This window comes from Enterobacter genomosp. S (assembly GCF_001631805.1).
Taxonomy (GTDB): domain Bacteria; phylum Pseudomonadota; class Gammaproteobacteria; order Enterobacterales; family Enterobacteriaceae; genus Enterobacter; species Enterobacter quasihormaechei.
The window spans coordinates 319,566-342,456 of the sequence record NZ_LVVA01000019.1 but is presented as its reverse complement, the minus strand read 5'-3'; the positions used below and the strand labels follow the sequence as shown (position 1 = coordinate 342,456).

20 protein-coding genes and 1 tRNA gene are annotated in these 22,891 nt (G+C 48.4%); 16 read left to right on the top strand and 5 right to left on the bottom strand.

Going from position 1 to position 22,891, the window contains the following annotated elements; genetic code table 11:
• Window positions 1-66: 66 nt before the first annotated feature.
• The 3 genes from A3466_RS15075 (at window position 67) to A3466_RS23905 (ending at window position 1,449) form a co-directional block, all read left to right on the top strand.
• Window positions 67-780, top strand: a complete 714-nt coding sequence (locus tag A3466_RS15075) for a DUF554 domain-containing protein (RefSeq protein WP_063451222.1) — start codon at window positions 67-69, stop codon at window positions 778-780.
• A gap of 95 nt (window positions 781-875) precedes the next feature.
• Window positions 876-951, top strand: a tRNA-Phe gene (locus A3466_RS15070).
• Window positions 952-1,083: 132 nt separating this feature from the next.
• Window positions 1,084-1,449 carry a hypothetical protein gene (locus A3466_RS23905; protein ID WP_239005650.1) on the top strand — a complete coding sequence of 122 codons (366 nt, stop codon included), beginning with the start codon at window positions 1,084-1,086 and terminating at the stop codon, window positions 1,447-1,449.
• A 63-nt stretch (window positions 1,450-1,512) separates the two neighbouring features.
• Here A3466_RS23905 and A3466_RS23900 read toward each other — a convergent pair whose 3' ends face one another.
• The gene (locus A3466_RS23900; protein WP_245167751.1) at window positions 1,513-1,674 is read right to left on the bottom strand and encodes a hypothetical protein; all 162 of its coding nucleotides are present in this window, start codon (window positions 1,672-1,674) and stop codon (window positions 1,513-1,515) included.
• Between the two features lie 20 nt (window positions 1,675-1,694).
• On the opposite strand from A3466_RS23900, the gene A3466_RS23895 reads away from it, so the two are divergent.
• Window positions 1,695-2,036, top strand: coding sequence for a hypothetical protein (locus tag A3466_RS23895; RefSeq protein ID WP_245167749.1), 342 nt, complete (start codon window positions 1,695-1,697; stop codon window positions 2,034-2,036).
• 889 nt (window positions 2,037-2,925) lie between these two features.
• On the opposite strand, the gene A3466_RS23375 is transcribed toward A3466_RS23895, so the two are convergent.
• The 4 genes from A3466_RS23375 to A3466_RS15045 form a co-directional block, all read right to left on the bottom strand.
• Window positions 2,926-4,038 (bottom strand): hypothetical protein, encoded by a 1,113-nt coding sequence (locus A3466_RS23375; protein WP_131797719.1) that lies wholly within the window; start codon window positions 4,036-4,038, stop codon window positions 2,926-2,928.
• 476 nt (window positions 4,039-4,514) lie between these two features.
• Window positions 4,515-5,558 (bottom strand): PAAR domain-containing protein, encoded by a 1,044-nt coding sequence (locus tag A3466_RS22480; RefSeq protein ID WP_074161042.1) that lies wholly within the window; start codon window positions 5,556-5,558, stop codon window positions 4,515-4,517.
• Window positions 5,559-5,592: 34 nt separating this feature from the next.
• On the bottom strand, window positions 5,593-7,593 hold the full coding sequence (gene tssI, locus A3466_RS15050) for a type VI secretion system tip protein TssI/VgrG (protein WP_063451219.1): 2,001 nt from the start codon (window positions 7,591-7,593) through the stop codon (window positions 5,593-5,595).
• 69 nt (window positions 7,594-7,662) lie between these two features.
• Window positions 7,663-8,181, bottom strand: a complete 519-nt coding sequence (locus A3466_RS15045) for an Hcp family type VI secretion system effector (RefSeq protein WP_063451218.1) — start codon at window positions 8,179-8,181, stop codon at window positions 7,663-7,665.
• Window positions 8,182-8,798: 617 nt separating this feature from the next.
• Here A3466_RS15045 and tssB point away from each other — a divergent pair.
• Genes tssB through tssA form a run of 12 tightly spaced genes read left to right on the top strand, consistent with a single transcriptional unit; the run spans window position 8,799 to window position 22,886 of the window.
• Entirely contained in the window at window positions 8,799-9,293 is a 495-nt protein-coding gene (gene tssB / locus A3466_RS15040; protein WP_063451217.1) for a type VI secretion system contractile sheath small subunit, read from the top strand.
• A 23-nt stretch (window positions 9,294-9,316) separates the two neighbouring features.
• Entirely contained in the window at window positions 9,317-10,804 is a 1,488-nt protein-coding gene (tssC, locus tag A3466_RS15035; RefSeq protein WP_063451216.1) for a type VI secretion system contractile sheath large subunit, read from the top strand.
• Window positions 10,801-11,235 carry a type VI secretion system baseplate subunit TssE gene (gene tssE, locus A3466_RS15030; RefSeq protein ID WP_082830944.1) on the top strand — a complete coding sequence of 145 codons (435 nt, stop codon included), beginning with the start codon at window positions 10,801-10,803 and terminating at the stop codon, window positions 11,233-11,235. Before tssC ends, tssE begins: the two co-directional genes overlap by 4 nt.
• Window positions 11,236-11,240: 5 nt before the next feature.
• Window positions 11,241-13,118 (top strand): type VI secretion system baseplate subunit TssF, encoded by a 1,878-nt coding sequence (gene tssF / locus A3466_RS15025; protein WP_063451214.1) that lies wholly within the window; start codon window positions 11,241-11,243, stop codon window positions 13,116-13,118.
• On the top strand, window positions 13,082-14,128 hold the full coding sequence (tssG, locus tag A3466_RS15020; RefSeq protein WP_063451213.1) for a type VI secretion system baseplate subunit TssG: 1,047 nt from the start codon (window positions 13,082-13,084) through the stop codon (window positions 14,126-14,128). The genes tssF and tssG overlap by 37 nt, the downstream gene beginning before the upstream one ends.
• A 24-nt stretch (window positions 14,129-14,152) precedes the next feature.
• Window positions 14,153-15,445, top strand: a complete 1,293-nt coding sequence (gene tagH / locus A3466_RS15015) for a type VI secretion system-associated FHA domain protein TagH (protein ID WP_063451212.1) — start codon at window positions 14,153-14,155, stop codon at window positions 15,443-15,445.
• A gap of 29 nt (window positions 15,446-15,474) precedes the next feature.
• Window positions 15,475-15,975: a type VI secretion system lipoprotein TssJ gene (tssJ, locus tag A3466_RS15010; RefSeq protein WP_432416608.1), complete on the top strand. Its 501-nt coding sequence runs from the start codon at window positions 15,475-15,477 to the stop codon at window positions 15,973-15,975.
• Window positions 15,976-15,977: 2 nt separating this feature from the next.
• Entirely contained in the window at window positions 15,978-17,321 is a 1,344-nt protein-coding gene (gene tssK, locus A3466_RS15005) for a type VI secretion system baseplate subunit TssK (RefSeq protein ID WP_063451210.1), read from the top strand.
• 3 nt (window positions 17,322-17,324) lie between these two features.
• Window positions 17,325-18,080: a type IVB secretion system protein IcmH/DotU gene (gene icmH / locus A3466_RS15000; protein ID WP_063451209.1), complete on the top strand. Its 756-nt coding sequence runs from the start codon at window positions 17,325-17,327 to the stop codon at window positions 18,078-18,080.
• A gap of 9 nt (window positions 18,081-18,089) precedes the next feature.
• A complete protein-coding gene (tssH, locus tag A3466_RS14995) occupies window positions 18,090-20,792 on the top strand; it encodes a type VI secretion system ATPase TssH (RefSeq protein ID WP_063451208.1) in 2,703 nt (900 codons plus the stop codon).
• A gap of 26 nt (window positions 20,793-20,818) precedes the next feature.
• Window positions 20,819-21,460, top strand: coding sequence for a type VI secretion system-associated protein VasI (gene vasI / locus A3466_RS14990; RefSeq protein WP_063451245.1), 642 nt, complete (start codon window positions 20,819-20,821; stop codon window positions 21,458-21,460).
• 19 nt (window positions 21,461-21,479) lie between these two features.
• The gene (gene tssA, locus A3466_RS14985; protein ID WP_063451207.1) at window positions 21,480-22,886 is read left to right on the top strand and encodes a type VI secretion system protein TssA; all 1,407 of its coding nucleotides are present in this window, start codon (window positions 21,480-21,482) and stop codon (window positions 22,884-22,886) included.
• The last annotated feature ends 5 nt before the right edge of the window (window positions 22,887-22,891 follow it).

Below are 22,891 nucleotides of genomic sequence, written 5' to 3'. Positions count from 1 at the left end.
AAGGCTCGCGCAGCCCTGACGTGCCATAATAATGCAATATCAATGAGTAAATAACAGGAGTTAACTGTGGTTATCGGGCCATTTATTAACGCCGGAGCCGTATTGCTGGGCGGCGTACTGGGCGCAGTGTTGAGTCAGCGGCTGCCGGAGCGTATCCGTTCATCCATGCCCTCTATATTCGGCCTGGCATCCTTAGGCATCGGCATCCTTTTAGTGATCAAATGCGCCAACCTGCCCGTCATGGTGCTGGCTACACTGCTCGGCGCACTGATTGGCGAGTTTTGCTATCTGGAAAAAGGCATCAATAGCGCGGTGGGCAAAGCCAAAAACCTGATTGCCCGACCGGGTAAGGCGAAGCACGGCTCGCACGAGTCGTTTATTCAGAACTACGTCGCCATCATTATTCTGTTTTGCGCAAGCGGCACCGGGATTTTCGGCTCGATGCAGGAAGGGATGACGGGCGACCCAAGCATATTGATTGCAAAAGCGTTTCTCGATTTCTTCACCGCCACCATTTTTGCCACCACGCTCGGCATCGCCGTCGCCGCGATTTGCGTGCCAATGCTGCTGATTCAGCTGGCGCTGGCCACCTGCGCCACGCTGATCCTGCCGCTGACGACGCCCGCGATGATGGCAGACTTTACCGCCGTCGGCGGCCTGCTGCTTCTGGCGACAGGGCTGCGCATCTGTGGCATCAAAATGTTTGCAGTGGTGAACATGCTCCCTGCCCTGTTGCTCGCGATGCCGCTTTCCGCACTCTGGACGCACTTTTTCGCTTAAGTTTGCGGCGAAATGGTGAGAGAGTGTGCAGTCTGCACCGAAAGCAATAAATTTCGTTGACGTTGGAGGGCGGATCGGGTTTAATGCGCCCCGTTGCCCGGATAGCTCAGTCGGTAGAGCAGGGGATTGAAAATCCCCGTGTCCTTGGTTCGATTCCGAGTCCGGGCACCACTATTCAGAAAACCCGCCCTTGAGGCGGGTTTTTGCTTTTGGGCTGATTCAGCAACGTGATACGCCCCTGCTTCCAGTGCCGGCAGGTTTATCTCATGAAGCAAATGGTTTGAGCCCGCCGATGCCCGGCGTATGCACTCCTCCACCCTGTCCCATCAAATTCTGGCGATCGTGGTACAGTGGGGAGGCCTGCGTGCCGATCAGATCTGGTCGCAGCTATGCCAACGAGGGCGATTTCAAAAAGTCAGAATCGATGACTTCAAAACGTTATTGAAGCATATGGGGGAGCACCAGTTTCTGACCAAGCTATCAAGCGGTGGACTGGTTCTGGGCGTCGAAGGCAAACGTCAGCTGAATCAGTATACCTTTTATGCAGTGTTCAGCACGCCGGAAGAGTTTCGTATTGTGGCGGGGAATAAAACACTGGGCTCCATTCCCGTTGATTCACGACTGATGCCTGACCTACGCATTATTTTTGGCGGTCGACGCTGGAAGTAAACCGATAACAATAGTGATAAAAAAGTCATCTATGTCGAGGCGACAATGGGCGGGCAGCCGCCGTTATTTGGCGGACAAGGGATGTTCATTCATGATGTTGTCCGCCAGGAAATGCTCACCATTTATCGGGAGGGCGACTATCGCATTACCGTTGGCGATCGCAAGGCCAATTTTGCCGATACCACGGGCAGAAACCTGTTTGATGAAGGGCGGCGCTGTTTTCACAATAATAATCTGCCTTTGGAATGTTTTATTCAGCAGGGCTGCATATCTACACTCTTCCCTGGCTGGGCGATCAAACCGTAAACACGCTGTCGGCATTGTTTTTCCAGCGCGATTTCAAGGCGGGCTCATTTGCTGGTGTGGTTGAAGTAGAAAAAACTACGATCTCGGAGGTTAAACTGGCGTTATCCAGCGCACTTCTGGAAGGTTTGTCTTCCGAATCCCGTCTTGCCGAAAGCATCGCTGAAAAGTGCCTCGAAAAATATGATGAGTATTTACCAGAGACGTTGCTGTCGCAGGAGTATTGGTTACGTGTTTTAAATGTTGAGCGCGTGACGGAGTGGTTACAGGGACATTTGTATTAAAGGGAAGAAGAATGAGAAAAAGCTGGACTATAAAGGAAGATGGTAAGCTGCTAACCTTGGTACGCTAGCATTTTCGCGCTGATCAGCCATAACCGGTTGATGCAACAATGCCAATGAGCCAGCAGCACCATGATGCATTTGACTCGCCTAAACATGATGCCGCAGCATTGCTGTATCGCCTCGAACAGGTATAAATCTTAATATTTTCCCGCCGTCCATGAGGCGATCGCATTAAATATGCTGTTTCGCTGTCTGGCAAATAAGGATTTGAAATTATAAGTTTATAGTCTCACCTTTATCACCCTCAGAAAAATATTGCGCTCAGATACCGTTGCGGCAGTGGCCAAATAACCATCGGTAGTTAGCGTAAGTGTAAGCACGTTGGAGAGAAAACTATCAACAATACTCTGCAAGATTTCATCTCCCGGCAAATTACTGACATTACTCAGATTAAAGAGATTACCAATCTGTTGCGTCCAAGTCTCTCAACTTTACCACGTGCATGAACGTGATGGCGCTGAGGTTATTTTCAGGTCCGACGGCACGCGGTTCGGCAAAAGCTATGGCGTGATTCAAGTGAATATTGAATATCTGGAACGTTATACCCTTGGTATAGAAATACCAATAGCAACTTCCCTGAAAGTGTTGCTATACGTTCGCTAAAACATTTGCTTTCGCAGATTGTTCGTTGTGAAGAACAACAGGCATCATTCAATAGTCAACATAGGGATCTTGATATAGAAATAATCAAAGACCAGCTAAAGAACTCCCGCTCAGACTTCACAAACCATTGCATTTTCCAGCAAGCAATTATTTTAAAAGGGTAATATTGAAATGCCGATTCAGGAATATATTCGCCGCGGGCTGCTTGTTCGCAGAAAGCGAAAATTTAACGCTTATCATGATAGAACTGATCTTCATATTCTAAATCGTAATTGTTAAGAGAGTTCAAAATAATATCTATCGCTCGTTTGCCTGCTGCCCATGATGCAAAACTTTGCTCCCTAGAGGTAAGCGAGCCAATTATAAAGAACCAACACCTCTGGACTTTACCCACAAATATAATTAATAATCCTCCCCGCCCCTCTGAATTTTTTACATTAAACTCGCCTTTCCACAGTTCTGTAATGTTTTTATTAAAAATTTCGCCAACTTGTTTTGAAAACGTTTCTTTAATATAATTGTAGCTAACCGCTTCTATATTGCTAATAATTAAATCACAAATTTGGTCTTTATTGATTGTCGCATCATAGTGTAAAAAATATCCATCAATAACGCCATGTACCCTTGTTTCACCTCTCAAAGACAGAGAATAATAACTCATTTTTTCATTATTATATCTTTCTGAATATAACCATGACGCTGGATAATAAAATGAATAACTTGCAGGTAAATCCAAGTTTATGCTCTTAAGTTCTTCTGCTAAATGCCATTTTGAGTCATTGATCAAAGTAAAAAATTTCACGCAATGATAGAGATCTTCAGCCAGTAATTCATAATCTTCTTCACTGGAGCTGGCTTTCACTATGATCATATTGGCTCCTTTATGCTCAAAATCATAATTTTTAAATACTCTGACTCTTGAAATAACGGTTTTACCATCAATACAACTCTTAGATAAAAAATCAGCATACCGTCCACTAGCGCTATAATAATTCTTGCGATGGAGGATTTCTTCATCTAAAAGGGATAATATATACTCACCCCATTCACTAGCATCTATGTCATTGTTTACTTGCTCATAAGCCACATCAATTTCTATAAATGGATATTTTGTCCCAGTAACAGTCTGGTAGCAACCAATAGCATAGAGGTTATTTGTCCCTGCGATTAGTTCAGGTTTAACGCCAACCGGTTTAACACCCAGAGGGATTAATATTTTGTAATATAAACTTGTTGACTCTGAAGATGTATAACGACATCGCCAGAAATGTTCCTTCTGATATTCAAAACTATATGTTACTAATTCTGGAAAACTTAAGACCTTACCATTTTCTTTCATAACAACACCGCTTGTTTGTTTAAAATTTATGTATTTACCCTGACAGGTAAGATTAAGATTTAAGATCAATCATTGAACTTTAATGTATGGTGTTTAACAATCATGGTATATATATAAGGTACATTACACATGCATATACATAAAAAAAGTAAAATAGAAGCTTGATGAATTTTGATATATTTAAATAATTAGACAGATACCATTTTATTGGTTGTCTGTTGGTATAGGCAATGTTGTTATTAATATGAAATGCAGCTAATCGTTTAAGTCCACCATCTATAATTGAAAAAACAGTATAATGAAAAAAAGCATAAACACCAAGTAGGTTTACTATTTTTAGTGAAGTTATACTCCAAACATGATTAAACATTACATATACCGAAAGGAGATATAAGGCAATACCTAAAAAAAACCTAACTATAAGATTATTATAAAATAAAAATAAAGATTCTGGTAAGAAATTAACTTTTATCATATTACCCTCCAATAATAACAGTAGATTCACCTGATAGCACAATACCCGATTTGGAAGAGACAAACCCAAGTCGCTCTTGAATAGGAACATCGGTAAATGGTCCAAGCTGAATATTAATATCACCACCTACGCCTAATACAAATGCTATTTTACCGGACAATTGAAGTTTAACCATGATATTATCAAAATCCACCCAGCCCCCACCACCCAATCCCAAACCTGCTGCCCCAGCAGTCCCATCAACAGAACCTGTCATTTTAAAATATTTTGACTCTATAATACCTGAAAGCTGCCCTTTTGCAGCAGCAGCTTCTGCCCCAAGTTCAAAAGCGGCACCAACCCTTGCTTCGTCAAGATCGTGTGTAAGATTATAGTTGCCTTTTCCTTCCGCCAAACCGATTTTACCTTCAGCTTTTGTTTCCACATAGTCACCAGATCCTGCTTTTCCTGAACTGAGACTTATATTCCCGGAAAGGCCCTCAAGCTTTGCCTCAATCGAGCTAGAGTGTACATCTTCATTTGCAATTGTCCCTGCCGTCATTTCAGCCTTGCCGACAGTACCTCCGAGACCAATGTTAGCCCCACTATCTCCAATTGGATGATTTAGCTGAAAATCTATAATACCAGCTTTTAGGTTACTCTTATCATATTGACCATCACCATCCTCATCCATTAATGTGGAGACTGCATAAGCAGTATATAATTTGAATTTATCTGAACCATTTGGATTTTTTACCGAGCCATCCTCATTTGTATTTTTAGCTATTGTGACATAATGATATTCAGGCGGTTTTGGTCCTTGTGTAGGAGGTAATGATTTTTTACCGCAAACAACTTTATCCCCTTTTCTGGCAGCAGGCAGTCCATTTATTGTTACAGTCTTAGAACCTTCACTAATTACACCTGGTCCGTGCGTTTTACAAATATATATATCCCCCATCCGTGCAGATGGAAGCCCTCCTGTTGAGACATCACGACTACCAGATGTTATTGGGCCATCATGTCCAGCTGTATCAGCCGTTTGTCTTGCTGCGTGCTTACCCATGTCGTCTTTCTTATGTGATAATCAATTAATCTACTTATGGATTTAATTTCAACATACCACCAGTCAGCACTTGCTCTTCGCTGCCGTCAGCTGACAATTTTTTGGTATTGACATGATATTCATCCTTCGCAGTATTCTTAATTATTTTCCCACTAATAGTGATTTCTCCATTTTCCAGCAAGGTAATGCTCGACTCTCCACAAACAAATTCGATCTTCTCTTCCGAAGAAACCCTGATAGTTTTTTTTACCTTTATTGTTTGCTTCCCGTTATGAAGATTAATCCCCTGATCTCCTTTATCTATATCAGTTTTTTTATTTCCTTCTGTAATTTCGGTAGTTTGATTATTGACTACTGTTATTATCTGATCATTTGCCACCGTCACCGTCTGGTCATGACCCCCTTCTTTTTTCCCACCCACCTTAACCGTCTGTCCAACACCCACCGTAATATTCTGGTTATTACCAATCGTTTCTGTATGATTCACCTTCACATCGGTGGTGCGGTTGTTCAGCACCTCGGTGTCCATGTTTTTCTGCGCATGGATATAGACTTGCTCATTGTCTGTCGCATCCTCAAACCGCAGTTCATTAAACCCGCTGCCTTTATAGGTTTTCGAGCGGATGGTCATCTGTGTTTTCGTGCCCGGCAGACGTCCCGGGGAGCGGTTATTCTCGTGGTAAGCGCGACCCATAATAATGGGCTGGTCCGGGTCGCCATTGAGAAAGTCGACAATCACTTCCTGACCCACTCGCGGAATGGCTAGATTGCCGAAGCCCGTTCCCGCCCATGCCTGCGACACCCGTACCCAGCACGAACTGTCCTGGTTCGCATTGTTATAACGGTCCCAGGCGAACTTCACCCGCACGCGACCGTATTCATCGCAGAAAATTTCCTCGCCTTCCGGCCCCGTTACCGTCGCGGACTGAGGACCATCCACCCGGGGTTTAGGCAGCGGCGCAGAATGCCATGTTCTGTCTGCCGGTATCACATGAACCTGATTTTTGAGCGTGGTGCCTTCACCCGTGGAACCCGGCACAGCCTGTGGCTGTTCGCCGCGCATATCGCAGCTCACTACCTGCCATGTGGTATTCAGGCTTTCCAGCGGATGCCCCGTCATCGTAAAGCGCATCCCCGGCCATAACTTCGGTGAGCCTGTATTGCACAGGGCTGTCTCAGCACCGTTACGCAGACCTGCCACCTGCCTGCGGACAAATTCCTGACCGTGCTGCTCATCTTTGAAACGCCCCGGATAGTCAAAGATTTCGTACTGGTCACGCTGCCAGCCGATATTTTCTCCGGCATGATCAAATCGCCCGCGCCATTTTGGTCGTTTAAATGTGTAATCCTGCGAGACCACAGAGGAAGGACGAACCTGGAAACTGTGACTGAACTGGTCAATATGGTCGGTGGTCGTCCCGGAAGACTTATCCGGGTTATACGGGATTTCTATAGGATCAGGGAGGTATGCCACGTTATCAGCAAGAATAAGCCACTGACTGACACCATCGTCAGCATACTCTTCATAAAAAAAGATACCCTCCTCCGACATCAGCCGGAGCAGAAAATCATAATCCGTTTCGCCATACTGGACACAGAATTCACGCGACGGATGGGCATCTCCCAGCAGAGGGCTGTACTCGGTCACGCCATTCTCGCCCAGCAGCGTGGTGATAATGGTTTCGATATCCTGATTCTGAAAACTGCGAAAATTCTGCCGCAGGGCGCTGCGCCAGAACGGGGGATGAATTTCCAGCCAGTAATCGGTCCGCTGACCGTCTGACTCTCCCCGGCTGAAGCCGGTAACAATACCTTTCACGTGGCGAAGAAGAGATTCTCCTTCCCAGATTTTCAGGCTGGCGGTTTTTTCCGTCACCATCTCATGACTCAGGGAGGTGAAGTATTCACTGGATACGCTCACGTCAAGGCGAAAAAGGGAAGAAAGCGACTCGTTCAAGCAAAAATCGACCACCGGGAACATATTCGATGGGAGCCCTTCAATATCCAGCGTAAAACGCAGTCCTTGTGACGTCATAGCAACCTTCCTGATCCTACAAAATATTAAGGCACTCCATAAAACGAAGTGCCTTTCATGCTAAAAAGATTACGCTTCCAGCGGGGCCCGCCAGTCGTCAGCACCGGAAGTACCCGCAGTAACGTGCTCCCATTCGATCTTACGATAAGCTAAAGACACTTTAATTAGTTGGGTGAATTCACGCTTTTCCGCATCCTGGCAGTGCGGCATAGTGCAGTCGATATCCACAATAGTGGAGTCAGTAAGGCGGGTGGTGAAGAAGTGCTCCTGCTTCCCTTCAACAGACGTTCTGTACCAGTGCAGTTCTGTCTTTGGCAACATTTCTCCAGAAGCCAGCGCGTTATATAACAACGGAACTGATTTATTCAGTGCAACGGTGAAAATAAACGGCTTATGTGCGCGCTGCCCAGCAGGCTGACCGGATTGAGGATCGGTTGGTACTGTGACAGTATGCTGAAATTCCTGTACCAGCATCTCATCTTCATGCCCCTGAACGTAGATATTACCCACAGATTCCGCAGTAAACGCGCCCTGTGTAATATTTCCCTGGGTCTTGCCGGTAATAGAGATATAGCACGGTGTTGGCATTTGTAAACTCCTTTACAATTCTGATTACATATAAATAACAGTTATTTGCTGAAGAACACATCATCAGTATCAATTAATCACTCAACTCATTAACACCTGACAAATATTATCCAGCACCCATAATCACTGTATGATTGATAAAATAAGACACAAGTATCACCCGAGTAATACTAATAACTCACTTGATGCCCCGCAATAGTAGGGAATCGGACCTATAAAAAACAAACCATCGCATAAGCAAGAATCCACACCTTCCATGCGTCGCAGCCTGAAAATCATTGAAAAAGAGAAAGGCAAGTCTCTAAAAAATGCATGACCTTTACTCAAAGCTCTCCTTTAAAATTCATTTGAGTATCTAACAACAGCCAAGTAATATACATGATATGGATCACGCAAAATTATTTTAAATGATCTATCTTTGGAAAGACATCACAAAAAAACAGTGCACACACCAAAGATATCAATGATAAGTTACTGAAAAACAAACAATTAGGAGTTGTTATCGCAGTTTTCTCTTATTTATTATCATTGAAATGAATTAATCGAAGCAATTAAATAATGGGAATCTATTATACCACTCGGTTTGCCAATATATTATTCACAAGGATTATATTCATATGAATAGCAAAAAAAACGATGGAAGCGTTGCCCCAAAAGAGAGAATTAATATCCGTTACGTACCCAAAACGGATGGTCAGCAATCCGAAATCGAACTTCCGCTCAACCTGTTAATCACGGGCGACACGGGAAAATCGGACAACTCATCTTTAGATGAGAGACATGCGGTCTCCGTTAACAAAAACAATTTCAATTCGGTTATTTCCGAGACAGGAATAAATCTGAATTTTAATGTCAAAAACCGGCTCAGCGAAACACCTGATGACGAGCTATGTGTCCACATGGATTTGAAATCGCTGGATGATTTTTCTCCCGACAGCATCGCAAAGCAAGTGCCCGAATTGAAGAAGCTTCTGGATCTGCGTGAAGCGCTGGTCGCACTTAAAGGTCCGATGGGAAATATCCCGCAGTTCCGCGCGCAGCTTCAGGCATTGCTGGAGAACGAAGAAACTCGCGAACAGCTTCTCAAAGAACTGGATATTGTTAACAAGTAAATCTAAACAGGGAGGTATTTAGTATGTCTTTACAGGAAGAAACTCTCGTTGCCGACCATGCAAAACAGCACAGCGAGTCTACCTCACTGCTGGACCAAATCATGGCGCAGACACGTATTCAGCCGGAATCAGAAAGCTATGATATCGCCAGACAGGGCGTAACCGCATTTATTGCCAGTATTTTGCAGGGAAACCATCAGGAAGAACCCATTAACCGGTTTGCCATCGACAGTATGATTACTGAAATCGATGAAAAGATGAGCAACCAGATGAATGAAATAGTTCATTCAGATAAATTTCAGCGCGTGGAATCCTTCTGGCGTTCTCTGAAACTGCTGGTTGACCGCACCGATTTCCGTGAAAACATTAAAATCCATGTACTGCATGCAACGGAAGAAGAACTGCTGGACGATTTTGAATTTGCACCAGAAATCACACAGTCTGGCTACTACAAACATGTCTATTCTTCTGGTTTCGGACAATTTGGCGGAGAGCCAGTGGCGGCGGTGATTGGCGCTTATGCGTTCAAAAACACCACGCCCCATCAGAAACTGATGCAATACGTTACAGCGGTCGGAGCTATGGCGCATGCGCCTTTTATTTCCGCTGCATCCCCAGAGTTTTTCGGTCTCAACTCATATACAGAACTGCCAAATATCAAGGATCTTTATGCCATTTTTGAGGGGCCGGCCTATTCAAAATGGCGTTCTTTGCGTGAATCCGATGATTCACGCTACCTGGGGTTGACTACCGTTCGAACCCTGCTCCGCCAGCCTTACTCCGCGACTGAAAACCCAACTAAGTTATTCAATTACAGAGAGGATGTAAGTCAGTCCCATGAACACTTCCTCTGGGGAAACAGTGCGTTTGCGCTTGCTTGCAACATCACGGACAGCTTTGCTAAGTACCGCTGGTGTCCGAACATTATCGGGCCGCAGAGCGGTGGTGCGGTAAGAGACCTGCCGGTACATTTGTTTGAAGCTATGGGACAAATTCAGTCCAAAATCCCGACAGAAGTACTGATTACTGATAGGCGTGAATACGAACTTGCTGAAGAGGGCTTTATCACCCTCACCATGCGTAAGGGCAGCGATAACGCGGCGTTTTTCTCCGCAAGTTCGGTGCAGAAAGCTAAAAAGTTTCCTAATACGCCGGAAGGCAAAGCTGCGGAGATAAACTTCAGGCTGGGTACGCAGTTACCATACCTGTTTATCATCTCCCGCCTGGCGCACTATATCAAGGTTCTGCAACGTGAGCAGATTGGCTCATGGAAAGAACGCGGCGATCTTGAAAGGGAACTGAACACATGGATCCGTCAGTACGTTGCCGACCAGGAAAATCCGCCGGCAGAAGTTCGCAGTCGTAAGCCGCTCCGCGCTGTCAAAATTGAGGTTCATGATGTGGAAGGCGAACCAGGCTGGTATCAGGTGGCCCTCTCTGCACGCCCCCATTTTAAATACATGGGTGCCAGCATTGATCTGTCGCTTGTCGGACGGTTGGATAAGGAATGACCGTAATGTTACCGGGCCGGGGAATATTTGCAGGTACGCTGTTTGAGCGTATCCGTAACGCTCATGCTGGGATGGAGCGCAAAACCAGCGCGACAACGCTCAGGCAGTCTATTTTCCAGAATCTGCAAAATATACTTAATACCCGGCACGGTAACTGTCAGGGCACGCCTGGCTTGGGTATCGTTGATTTCAATGACGCGGTCACCCCCACCACCGATTTTTATCAGGTAATCACGAACACGATCCGTGACTGTATTCTGCAGTATGAACCTCGGATCTCCGCCGTCGAAGTATCCGCGGTTATGGCAGAGAGTAACACCCCGCTGGATTTGCGTTTTCATGTTGTAGCTACGGTGAACTTCGGGGGTATTAGAGATGCGATGGAATTCGACATGTCTATGAGTACTCACCAGCATTTCAAAATGGACTGACTGCTATGGCATTTGATGAAAGTTATTTCCGGCAGGAACTGGATTATCTTCGACAGCTGGGCAAAATGCTGGCAAAGGAAAAGCCGCAACTGGCCAGTTTTCTCGCGGAGAAAGAGGCCGACCCGGACATTGAGCGCCTTCTGGAAGGTTTTTCACTTCTGTCAGGAAAACTGAGACAAAAAATTGAGGACGAATTCCCGGAATTCACCTACAGCCTCATAAATCTGCTGTTGCCCAATTATCTCCGTCCGGTTCCCAGCATGACGGTGATAGAGTACACGCCGGATGTCCATAATCTGACCACAGAGATTCTGATCCCCCGGAATGAGACGGTGATGTCCGCACCGGATAAAGACCATTCTTTTAACAATGTTTTTACCCATGGGAACGAAGAGCAGGATCTATCTCTTTCGTGTACGTTTACCCTGTGCCGTGACGTATGGCTGCTGCCCGTCAGCATCAGCAATGTGGAAAATCATAGCAGCCATAAATATGGCGTAATTGATATAACTTTTGCAGTCAACCCGAACGCCGATCTAAGCAAAATAGACCTCAACAAGCTGCGCTTTTGGCTGGGAAATGATGATAACTATACCCGATATCAGCTTTATCTGTGGCTAAACGAGTACCTGCTGGATGCTGAAATCCTTGTCAATGAACAGCATATCGCTTTGCCTGATTTCATGCCGGTACCTGTCGGATTTGAAAAACAGGATACCCTTCTGCCGTGGCCGAAAAATACCTATAGCGGTTATCGTATCTTGCTGGAATACTTTTGTTTTCCGGAAGGTTTTTTCTTTTTTGACATCAAGGGGCTCCGGCCTCTTCCAGCTAATTTGTCGGCCTCTGCTTTTACGCTGCGGTTGCGTTTTTCCCGTCCTTTGCCGCTGGATATCAAGCTCCGTAATGATTCCCTGCGCCTGTTCTGTACGCCGGCAGTTAATCTCTTCAGCCATCAGGCAGAACCCATCTCTCTTGATGAAACCAATCGTGAATATCCGCTACGCGCCAGCCGCAGATTCCCTGACGCTTACGATATTTTTTCTGTTTGCGATGTCTACAGTCAGAGCAAAGAGTCCCGCAGAGGCTCGCATAAGACAAAGGGAGATTTTTCTGTCAGCACACGTCCTGAACTGGCACAAGGCATTTACCACTGGCCCAACTTTGAAAGTTATAACCACCAGGCGGAATATGGCCAGCATAATGAGGTCGTTTATTACCACCACAGGACAAAATCATCGCTGTTCCGGAAGGGGATGGATCATTCTCTTTCTTTTGTTCATGCGGACGGTAGCCAGCCGGAAAGCACATTACTAAAAAATGAAACTGTCTCAGTTTCCCTACTTTGCACGAATCGGGAACTCCCCACACATTTGCGCGTGGGAGACATTAATACCGCTACGGGGAAAAATGCAGCGGTGGCATCCCTTCGTAACGTGACACACCCGACACAGCCTCTTCCCCCCGTAGAGAATGGGAAGCTGCACTGGGCGCTTATATCCAGCGTCAGTCTGAACTATTTCTCACTGCTGGATAAGAACGCACTGGTTCAGGTTTTAAGAACTTATGACCGCCACGGAGCAGGAAGTCCTCAAAAAGCCCGTTTATCCCAGCTGAAACTGGATGCAATTCAACGTCTGGAGACTCATCCGGCAGACAGTCTTTTCAATGGCGTACCTGTGCGCGGACTGACATCAACCCTCTGGATCGATCCACGACCTTTTACCTGTGCAGGAGAAGTGTATTTGCTGGGTTCGGTACTGTCGCATTTCTTTTCTTTGTATGCCAGCGTCAATTCATTCCATGAACTGACCGTCGTTAATACTGAAAATCAGGAGACCTGGGAATGGCAGGAAAAAATGGGCCAGCACCCACTGATCTGAGCGAACCAGAAGCGTTTTCTTCAGCAAATATCCGCCGGTATAACTTCTTTACGCTGGCAGAAATACTGCGCAGGAAAAAATCGATTCCGGATCCCAACTTTCCTCTGCGGACAGAGCCCTCGCAGGAAGCGATTCTGTTTCATTCTGACAGCAGCATCGCGTTTCCTGGAAGTGACGTTAATCATCTGACTAAAAATCAGAATGATCAGTATGTGGTGACAACAGCATTTCTGGGACTCACTGGAAGCCAGTCGCCCCTGCCGGGCTATTACCTGGAAGATATGGCTTACGAAGCCGCACATGAAGGCAGCCCTGTTGCAGAACTTCTTGATCTGTTCAGCCATCGCTGGACGCAGTTTGTCTGGCAGATCTGGCGTAAATATCGCTATCACATCTGTTTTCGACATGGCGGCGTAGATGTTTTTTCCCAACGCATGTTCGCTCTGCTCGGCCTGGGAAGCCAGGAAGAGCGAAGTAAACTAACTGTTAATCACTGCAAAATGCTGGCCTATGCCAGCATACTGGCCAGTCCCGGACGTTCGCCAGAAGTGATCTGCAATCTCATCGCACACTGTTTCGATTTGCCCGACGTGGCGTTACAGAGCTGGCAGTTACGCAAAATGGATATTCCCTCTGGTAAACAAAATCGTCTGGGTATGGTGGTAAAAAAAGGCCACCGCATTTCCGGGCAGAAATCCACGCTGGGCCGCAACTTCACTCTTGGGGCACGAGTACCTGACCGGAGCGGAAAATTTCTCTTATGTATCAATAACCTCTCACGGGAGCGCTTTCTTTCTTTTCTTCCCTCCGGTGAAAATTTTGAACCGTTATCCATGTTTGTTGCGTTCATCCTGCGCGACCAGCTTGCATGGGATCTCCGGCTGGGTCTGGCACCGGATCAGGCCGAAGGAATGCGGCTCGGGGACAAGAAAAACGCGCGCCTGGGCTGGACAAGTTTTATAGGCAAACCGGAAGCACAACCCTTCATAACGATTAAAGGCCGGGGATAAATAAACATTCATATGGAGCAGAGAATGCAGGAAGGAAAACAACAACACTCCCCGACCCTGTCCCTACAGGTCATTAATGGTAATGAGCTGGAGAGTGGACGTGCGGTATCGGCCCTGTTCACCACCGATGGAGGTAGCGTCGGGCATGCTGAAAGCTGCCGCTGGTCGGTCCAGGATCGTGGAAACACTGTCAGCGAACAGGCATTTACCGTCATCTGGCACGACGGCGCATTCTGCATAAAGAGCCACTCGTCAGACATCGCTATTAACCAGGCGCCGGTGCCTGTCAACTCAGGTCTGGTACGTCTGCGCCAGGGCGACGAGATCCTGTTGGGATCTCTGACGCTAAAAGCTTTTTTGCATCAGGGAGAAATCACCAGTTATGACAAACAGATGGCAACCCCGGAAACCATTGTGATGCATCGCGATAACCTGGTGAATACCCTGCTTACAACTGACGGCCAGCCGCACTATCCAGGAATGTCCATACGACATGATATTGCCCAAACCGTCGCGCACGCATTTTCAACCGATCCCTTGCAGGTGCTACAGACCGAGTCACTGACTAATATGCCTGGAGCATACAATACCTCCCCCTCCAGCACGCCGCCAATGTCGGATGTAACCGAATCAGGGGGCATCGAGCATCGTTTTATGGATCTGCCGGCATCCGATGCTCAACAAAATACCGATGAATCAGGTAATGAATTTTTTCATGAGAATATGAACCATCGTCACCTTGCTCTTTCGCCGCTAATGAGAGGACTGGGCTGTTCGCTGTCCATCCGCAATTCACAGGAGGCCGATGACTTTCTGGAAGAAATTGGACGCGCCCTGCAAAAAGCCATCAAAGGTCTTCTCAACCTGCAACATCAGCAAAATAGCCTGTCGGATAAGCATCTGCGTCCTCTGGAAGATAACCCGCTACGCCTCAACCTTGATTACAATACGGCACTCAGCGTGATGTTTGCCGAAAATAAAAGTCCGGTACATCTTGCAGCGCCTTCCGCGATTGAAGAGAGCCTGCGCAATATTCATCACCATGAGCAGGCTAATCAGGCAGCCATAACCGAAGCATTACGCATCATGCTGGATGCCTTTTCTCCCGCCAGCCTGATGCGCCGTTTCGTCCAGTATCGCCGCAGCAATGAACAGCGCCAGGAAATGGACGACGCTTGGGCATGGCGCATGTACAGCAGTTATTACGAAGAGCTGGCATCCAGCCGTCAGCAGGGATTCGAAATGTTGTTCAGCGAAGTCTATGCCCAGGTTTACGATCGCGTACTACGTGACAAGCAACGAGCATCAGAAGAATGAGATGGCGTAACGCAGTGTTTTACGCCGCTATGTCGTTACTGTTCGGGGCGATAACGGGTTGTGAAATGACGAAGAAAATCGGAAAAGTCATCACCGATCCAGGAATCCAGGTCGGCAGTCTGGCTGCCCAACCTTCAGAGCTAACAATAACGCTGTTAACTGAGCCGGACACCAATCTCAACGGTAGCGGTGAAGCGACGCCGATAGATCTCCAGTTGATTTATATGAGCGACGATTCGAAGTTACAGGCTGCCGATTACGATCTGGTCGCCACTTCACCACTTCCTGATGTGTTGGGAAAAAACTATATCGACCATCAGGATTTCACATTGTTGCCAGACGCCATTAAAACGCTGCAACCAATACAACTGGATGAAAAAACGCAGTTTATTGGAATCGTCGCCTATTTTTCAAGCGATCAGACAACTGAATGGAAGCAACTCGAAGCGGTAGAGAGTACCGGCCACCGTTACCGCATGCTGGTACACGTACGCCAGAGCAATATTGAGATAAAGAAGGAGGATTACTGATTATGTCGACAATGAAAAATAAAGTGGTCTGGCAGGAAGGGACGTTTGTCCAGCCCCAGCATTTTCAGCAGCAGCAACGTTATAACGACTATGTGCTCACGCATCGACTAAACGCGCAGGTTGAATTTGCATGGGGGTTTACCGAACTGTCGATTAACACTGAACTCCTGGCCCAGGGCAAGATCGCCCTCGACAGAGCCGAAGGCTGTATGGCTGATGGCACAGTATTCAGTCTTCCGGAACAGGATTATCTGCCTCAGCCATACCAGCCTGGCGATCTGTCCCGTCCGGGAAGCCATGACATTTTCCTGGCGCTTCCCGTTATCAGTGATGTGATTAATGAAATTGAAGGCCACTATAGTTCAGGGCAAACACAAGGACGCTATCGCCTGAACCGCGCAGACGTACGCGATTTGCATACCGATGGTGGTGAATCGCGACAGCTTGAGCTGGCTCAGCTTGCTCCCAGAATCATGAGTGGAGCAGAGGATCTGAGCGCATATACAGTACTACCGTTGTGCCGAATCCGTGAAAGGCTGGCGAATGGTGAACTGGATGTTGATTCTCATTTTATTCCTACCTGTCAGGCTATTCGCGTCAGCCCGGTGCTACAGAACGTCATCGGTGAGTTCCAGGGACTTATCAGTAATCGCGCCGACGATCTGGCAAAACGTATCGGTTCTCCAGACCAGAGCGGTATCGCCGATATTGCCGAATTTATGATGTTACAACTGCTCAACCGCAGCCGGATGCGTTTCACCCATCGTTCGTATCTCCACACTCTGCATCCGGAAACGGTTTACCTCGATCTGGCGATGTTACTGGGCGAACTAATGACATTTACAGATTCCAGCCGCCAGCCTTGTCCGCTGGAGGTTTACAATCACCGTGATTTAACGACCACATTCAAAACAGTGATCCCAGAACTACGCCGGGCGCTGAATACGGTACTGACGCCGCGCGCACAGAACCTGCCTCTGAGGTTCAACGATGGTATTTGGATGGCTACGGTCAACGATCCTTCATTGCTACAGACCGCCACGTTTATTCTTGCCGTTAGGGCCCGGATACCACATGACAAACTGCGGGTTCAGTTTATTCAGCAGTCAAAAGTTTCATCATCCTCCCACATTCGTAATGTCGTTAGCGTACAGGTTCCGGGGATTCCTCTTCGTTCACTGACAGCAGCCCCTCGCCAGTTACCCTACCATGAGGGTTACGTTTACTTTGAACTGGATAAAGCAACGCCAGCCTGGCAGGACGTTATAAAAGCCGGTGCTTTCGCATTACATATTTCCGGACAGTTCCCGGATTTAGATCTCCAGCTCTGGGCGGTCAGAGGATAAGCCATGAGCGATTTATCCCTTACTTCGCTGGAAAACGAGATGGACAGTTCTGGTCGTCAGTATCGCCTGTCGCTACGTGGCAATAGCCTAAATCCGATGGTCGACGCCGCTACACCACTGCTGGGGATGGTAATGCGCCTGCAAAATATGCACAGCCAGACGATGCCGGAACATCTGTTCACTCAGGTCGTCGCCGATATACAGGCGGTTGAGCAGTCACTTCAGGAACAGGGGTACGAGCCCGGCGTTATCGTCTCGTTTCGTTACATCCTATGTACGTTTATTGACGAAGCAGCGCTGGGCAATGGCTGGTCGAACAAGAACGAATGGATCAAACAATCGCTGTTAGTGCATTTCCATAATGAAACCTGGGGCGGAGAGAAGATATTTATCCTGTTGGAACGCCTGATTCGTGAGCCAAAGCGCTATCAGGATCTGCTTGAGTTTCTTTACCTGTGCTTTTCATTAGGTTTTCGTGGTCGTTACAAGGTTGCGGCCTCAAATCAGGACGAATTTGAGCAGGTTTACCGGCGTCTGCACCATGTCCTGCACCCAATGCGTGGCGAGGCACCATTCCCGTTGCTGCATCAGGACAAAAAACATCAAGGCGGACTCTACAGACTGAACCAGCGTCTGACCATCAAACACGTATTTTTTGGCGGGCTAGCCGTCCTGGTGCTTTTTTATCTCTTTTATCTACTGCGCCTTGACGCCCAGACGCAGGACATCCTGCAACAGTTAAATAAGTTACTCCGATAAGGATATCCCATGATCCAGATTGATTTGTCCACGCTGGTAAAAAGACTGAATGCCTTTTCAAAACAGGCGCTGGAAGCGGCTGCGCTGGAGTGCATGAACCAGCAGGCGTCTGAAATCACCACCAGCCACGTACTGCTGCAAATGCTGGGCACCCCACGTAGCGACCTGCGGGTCATAACAGAACGCGCCGGTATAAACCATGATGAGCTTCGCAAAGCGTTGACGGCTGAAAACTGGCCTCAGACACGTACATCCGACAGCTACCCGGCGTTTTCTCCCATGTTAGTCGAATGGCTGAAGGAGAGCTGGCTGCTGGCCTCTGCTGACATGCAAGAGACAGAGCTGCGGGGCGGTACTCTTCTGCTCGCCCTGCTTCATTCTCCTTTGCGCTACATACCGGCGACGGCTGCCCGCCTGTTAACCAATATTAATCGCGACCATTTGAGACAGAATTTTACGCAGTGGACCAGTGAATCAGCAGAATCGATAGCGCTGCGCGATGCAGGTTTCTCACCTACCAGCGAAGCAAATTTAACTGACAGCGGGCTTGCACGCTATACGAAGAACATGACCGAAGACGCCCGTAACGGCAGACTCGATCCCGTACTGTGCCGTGATAATGAAATTGACCTGATGCTCGATATTCTTTGTCGCCGTCGCAAGAATAACCCTGTAGTCGTAGGTGAAGCAGGCGTTGGCAAAAGCGCGCTGATTGAAGGACTGGCGTTACGCATCGTTGCCGGCCAGGTACCGGAAAAGCTGCGCCACTGCGAAATCATGACGCTGGATCTCGGTGCATTGCAGGCAGGCGCATCGGTAAAAGGGGAATTCGAAAAACGCTTTAAAGGGTTAATGGCAGAGGTTCTACAGTCCCCAAAACCCATCATCCTGTTTATTGATGAAGCCCATACGCTGATAGGTGCAGGTAACCAGCAAGGCGGGCTGGATATTTCCAATCTGCTTAAACCCGCTCTGGCTCGCGGCGAACTGAAAACCATCGCGGCCACCACCTGGAGCGAATACAAAAAATACTTTGAAAAAGACGCTGCGCTGTCCCGGCGTTTTCAGCTTGTAAAGGTCAGTGAGCCGACGGCGACAGAAGCTACCATCATTTTGCGCGGCCTGGCGACGGTGTATGAGCAGTCGCACGGTGTACTCATTGATGATGACGCACTACAGGCGGTAGCAACCTTGAGTGAGCGTTATCTTTCCGGACGCCAGTTGCCGGATAAGGCCATAGACGTACTGGATACCGCCTGTGCCCGCGTGGCGATTAACCTCTCTTCACCACCGAAGCAAATCTCGGCGCTGACGACACTATGCCACCAATATGAAGCGGAAATTCGCCAGCTCGAGCGGGAGATTCGTATCGGCCTGCGTACGGACAGCGCGCGAATAGATGAGGTCCATACGCAGTACGAAACGGCACAGGCAGAACTTCTGGCGCTTGAAGACGCATGGCGTCAGCAACAAACGCTGGTACAGGAAATTATCGCTCTGCGTCAGGCGCTGCTGACGAAAGTTGCAGTAGCGGATTACAACGATGTACAGCCGGAAACTCAGGCAAATGCCAATGAGGGCGAAAAAAATGACGCGGTTTCAACATCTCCAGTAGAACGCCTTATCGCCCTAAGCGATGAGCTGGATGCTCTGCACCATACACAGCTGCTGGTCTCACCTCATGTGGACAAAAAACAGATTGCCTCCGTTATTGCCGAATGGACAGGCGTTCCCCTCAACCGTCTGTCGCAGAATGAAATATCCGTCATCGCCGATCTGCCTTACTGGTTGGGTGACACGATTAAAGGACAGGAACTGGCCATTAAGCATTTGCATAAACATCTGCTGACCGCACGGGCGGACTTACGTCGACCCGGACGACCACTCGGCGCGTTTCTGCTGGCAGGCCCCAGCGGCGTTGGCAAAACCGAGACCGTGTTGCAACTGGCAGAGCTTCTCTATGGAGGGCGTCAGTATCTCACCACCATCAATATGTCGGAGTTTCAGGAGAAACACACCGTTTCGCGTCTGATTGGCTCACCGCCGGGCTATATCGGCTATGGCGAGGGTGGTGTACTGACCGAAGCTATCCGTCAGAAACCGTACTCTGTCGTGTTGCTGGATGAGGTAGAAAAAGCCCATCCAGATGTACTCAATCTGTTTTATCAGGCATTCGACAAGGGGGAATTGGCCGATGGTGAAGGCCGGATTATTGACTGCAAAAACATTGTGTTCTTCCTGACCTCCAACCTTGGCTATCAGGTTATTGTCGAACACGCTAATGATCCGGAAAGCATGCACGAAGCCCTGTATCCGGTGCTGGCGGACTTTTTCAAACCGGCGCTGCTGGCACGAATGGAGGTCGTTCCTTATCTTCCACTGACGCGAGAAACGCTGGCCACCATTATCGCCGGAAAACTTGGCCGTCTGGAGAGAGTACTACGCTCACGCTTTGATGCAGAAGTTGTCATTGAACCGGAAGTGACGAACGAAATTATGAGCCGCATCACCCGCGCTGAAAACGGAGCCCGCATGCTGGAGTCGATCATCGATGGTGAAATGTTGCCTCCGCTCTCTCTGCTGTTGCTACAGAAAATGGCGGCAAACATAACCATTACACACATCACGCTCAATGCGAAGGATGGCGTATTTGTTGCAGATGTCAGAGATGCTCCGGATAGCACCTTCATGAAGGATGAAGATGCCGTATGAGTATTCCGCTGAACAGGCTGTTATTTATGCTGTTGTTGGCATCATCTGCGCATGCCAGTGATGTACCGGATGCGCAAAGTACGCTTTCCTCCATGGGCACCTGTCGTCGTGAACCCGCTGCGCTGGAAAGGCTTGACTGTTACGACCGCATTCTGACGCCGCAAACGTCCGGCTTTGAAGGGGCGCTGGTCAAAGCCCGTTATGAAGGTGAAGCGTGGAAACGCGCCTTTGAGCAGGAAAAGCAGCGGGCGGATAACTCAACATCGCTAATGATGACCCGCATGGAGGGTGAAAATCCTATGGTCATTATTACCACTCCAGCGCTGGGTAACATACCTCCACGCCCGGTGCTGATGTTCAGTTGCGTGGATAACATCACCAGGATGCAGGTCGCGCTGACGCATTCACTTAAAAAAAACGACCTACCTGTGACGCTCAGTACGGATACTGCTCAGCTCCGTTCACACTGGTTCATTCGTGAAAACGGAATGCTGTTAGAAGCCAGTCGGGGATTGCCCGGCATCGACGAGATCAAGTGGCTTTTCGGTGCCAGTAAGCTGACTGTCGATATGGGAACCGAAAGCGTCACCGGAAAACTGACCTTTAATATCAGCGGGCTGGCGCAGACCATTGCCCCATTGCGGGAAGCCTGCCACTGGGCTGGATAATAATAAGGAGCACGTCAAAATGGATTTGCATAACCCGGAAACCTGGCTGGCAGCACTTCTGGCTCCGCTGCCGCAAGAAAAGCTGGCGGAAGGCCTGTGCGATGATGACCCACAGTGGGAATACATCGATACAGAGATCGCCAGACTGGGATCGTTGGCGCACGGCCAGGTTGATATTGCGGCTCTTCAGCAACAGGGGCTGGAGCTACTGGCAACCCGCAGTAAAGATTTTCGTCTGATGGCCCATCTTCTCAGAACCCTGCAACACGCGGGGGAGCACCTGCTGGCAATAACGCTGCTGGTACATTACGTATCCAGCTATTGGGCTACGGCATGGCCACAAAATCTGGCGCATAAAAAACGCTTCGCCACGCAGATAATTAAACGTTTTGAACCCGGCATCAACAGCGTTGCGAAACAGGCTGACAGTACAATGAATAATTCGCTGTCCGGAGAGCTGGCGCATCTTGCTCAACTCTGGCACGAAAATAATCTCCCCGAGCTGGCTACGGCAACGGACAACCTGTCCTACCTGTACCAGCAAGCATTCCGTGATATTACCCCGCCAATTGCTGCTCCCGAATCCATACCCTCTCAGGATTCACTGATGCAGGGGGTCAGTAATTCCACCCAATCCCGGACGATAAACGCTGCGCCGGTTGTCAATATTGACAGTCACGACGATAAAGCATGGCGTGATACGTTGATGAATGTTGCCAGCATTTTATGTGACCGTCAGCCGGACAGCCCAGCGGGTTACCGCCTGCGCCGCCATGCCCTGTGGCAAAGCATCACCAGCGCGCCGCTGGCTGAAAGCGATGGTCGCACGCCTCTGGCGGCATTCTCCGCCGATATCATGGCGGACTACCAGAACCGCGCAAACAACGCGGATATTGCGCTATTAAAACAGGTGGAACAGAGCCTGATTCTGGCCCCGTACTGGTTTGAAGGACATGCTCTTTCCGCACAAATTGCCGCACGTCTCGGTTACAGCCAGATAGCAAACGCCATCAGGGACGAAATAAACACCTTTCTGGCGCGACTACCTCAACTGCGTTCAATGCTGTTCAGCGACCATTCACCTTTCATTTCTGAGCAGACGCTTCGCTGGCTAAAGCAGGGAGAAGGCGTTCAGCCCGCACGTCAGTTAATCCAGTCGGACAGTTCGCCCGACGTCTGGCAACGATTCCATGAACAAGGGCTCGAAGCCGCACTCCAGTGCCTCGAAGACCTGCCAGCAGGCGAGCCCCGCGATCGTTTCCTCCGGCTGTATCTCGGCGCGCAGTTAATGGAAAAGGCGGGAATGGTGCAGCTTGCACAGCAACACTACCGGACGTTGTTTAAAACGGGACTTCAGACAACGCTGTCCGAGTGGGAACCCGCGTTGCTGGAACAACTCGAAGAAAAGTTCACGGCAGAACAGTAAAATTA

Bases quoted from the DNA above. Each gene is read 5' to 3' on its own strand.
- tssI (WP_063451219.1), bottom strand. From the start codon at position 7,593: ATGACGTCACAAGGACTGCGTTTTACGCTGGATATTGAAGGGCTCCCA.
- tssF (WP_063451214.1), top strand. From the start codon at position 11,241: ATGGCATTTGATGAAAGTTATTTCCGGCAGGAACTGGATTATCTTCGA.
- A3466_RS23895 (WP_245167749.1), top strand. From the start codon at position 1,695: ATGTTTTATTCAGCAGGGCTGCATATCTACACTCTTCCCTGGCTGGGC.
- tssB (WP_063451217.1), top strand. From the start codon at position 8,799: ATGAATAGCAAAAAAAACGATGGAAGCGTTGCCCCAAAAGAGAGAATT.
- tagH (WP_063451212.1), top strand. From the start codon at position 14,153: ATGCAGGAAGGAAAACAACAACACTCCCCGACCCTGTCCCTACAGGTC.
- tssG (WP_063451213.1), top strand. From the start codon at position 13,082: ATGGCAGGAAAAAATGGGCCAGCACCCACTGATCTGAGCGAACCAGAA.
- A3466_RS23375 (WP_131797719.1), bottom strand. From the start codon at position 4,038: ATGAAAGAAAATGGTAAGGTCTTAAGTTTTCCAGAATTAGTAACATAT.
- icmH (WP_063451209.1), top strand. From the start codon at position 17,325: ATGAGCGATTTATCCCTTACTTCGCTGGAAAACGAGATGGACAGTTCT.
- A3466_RS22480 (WP_074161042.1), bottom strand. From the start codon at position 5,558: ATGGGTAAGCACGCAGCAAGACAAACGGCTGATACAGCTGGACATGAT.
- tssJ (WP_432416608.1), top strand. From the start codon at position 15,475: ATGTCGTTACTGTTCGGGGCGATAACGGGTTGTGAAATGACGAAGAAA.
- tssK (WP_063451210.1), top strand. From the start codon at position 15,978: ATGTCGACAATGAAAAATAAAGTGGTCTGGCAGGAAGGGACGTTTGTC.
- tssE (WP_082830944.1), top strand. From the start codon at position 10,801: ATGACCGTAATGTTACCGGGCCGGGGAATATTTGCAGGTACGCTGTTT.
- vasI (WP_063451245.1), top strand. From the start codon at position 20,819: ATGCTGTTGTTGGCATCATCTGCGCATGCCAGTGATGTACCGGATGCG.
- tssC (WP_063451216.1), top strand. From the start codon at position 9,317: ATGTCTTTACAGGAAGAAACTCTCGTTGCCGACCATGCAAAACAGCAC.
- tssH (WP_063451208.1), top strand. From the start codon at position 18,090: ATGATCCAGATTGATTTGTCCACGCTGGTAAAAAGACTGAATGCCTTT.
- tssA (WP_063451207.1), top strand. From the start codon at position 21,480: ATGGATTTGCATAACCCGGAAACCTGGCTGGCAGCACTTCTGGCTCCG.
- A3466_RS15045 (WP_063451218.1), bottom strand. From the start codon at position 8,181: ATGCCAACACCGTGCTATATCTCTATTACCGGCAAGACCCAGGGAAAT.
- A3466_RS23905 (WP_239005650.1), top strand. From the start codon at position 1,084: ATGCACTCCTCCACCCTGTCCCATCAAATTCTGGCGATCGTGGTACAG.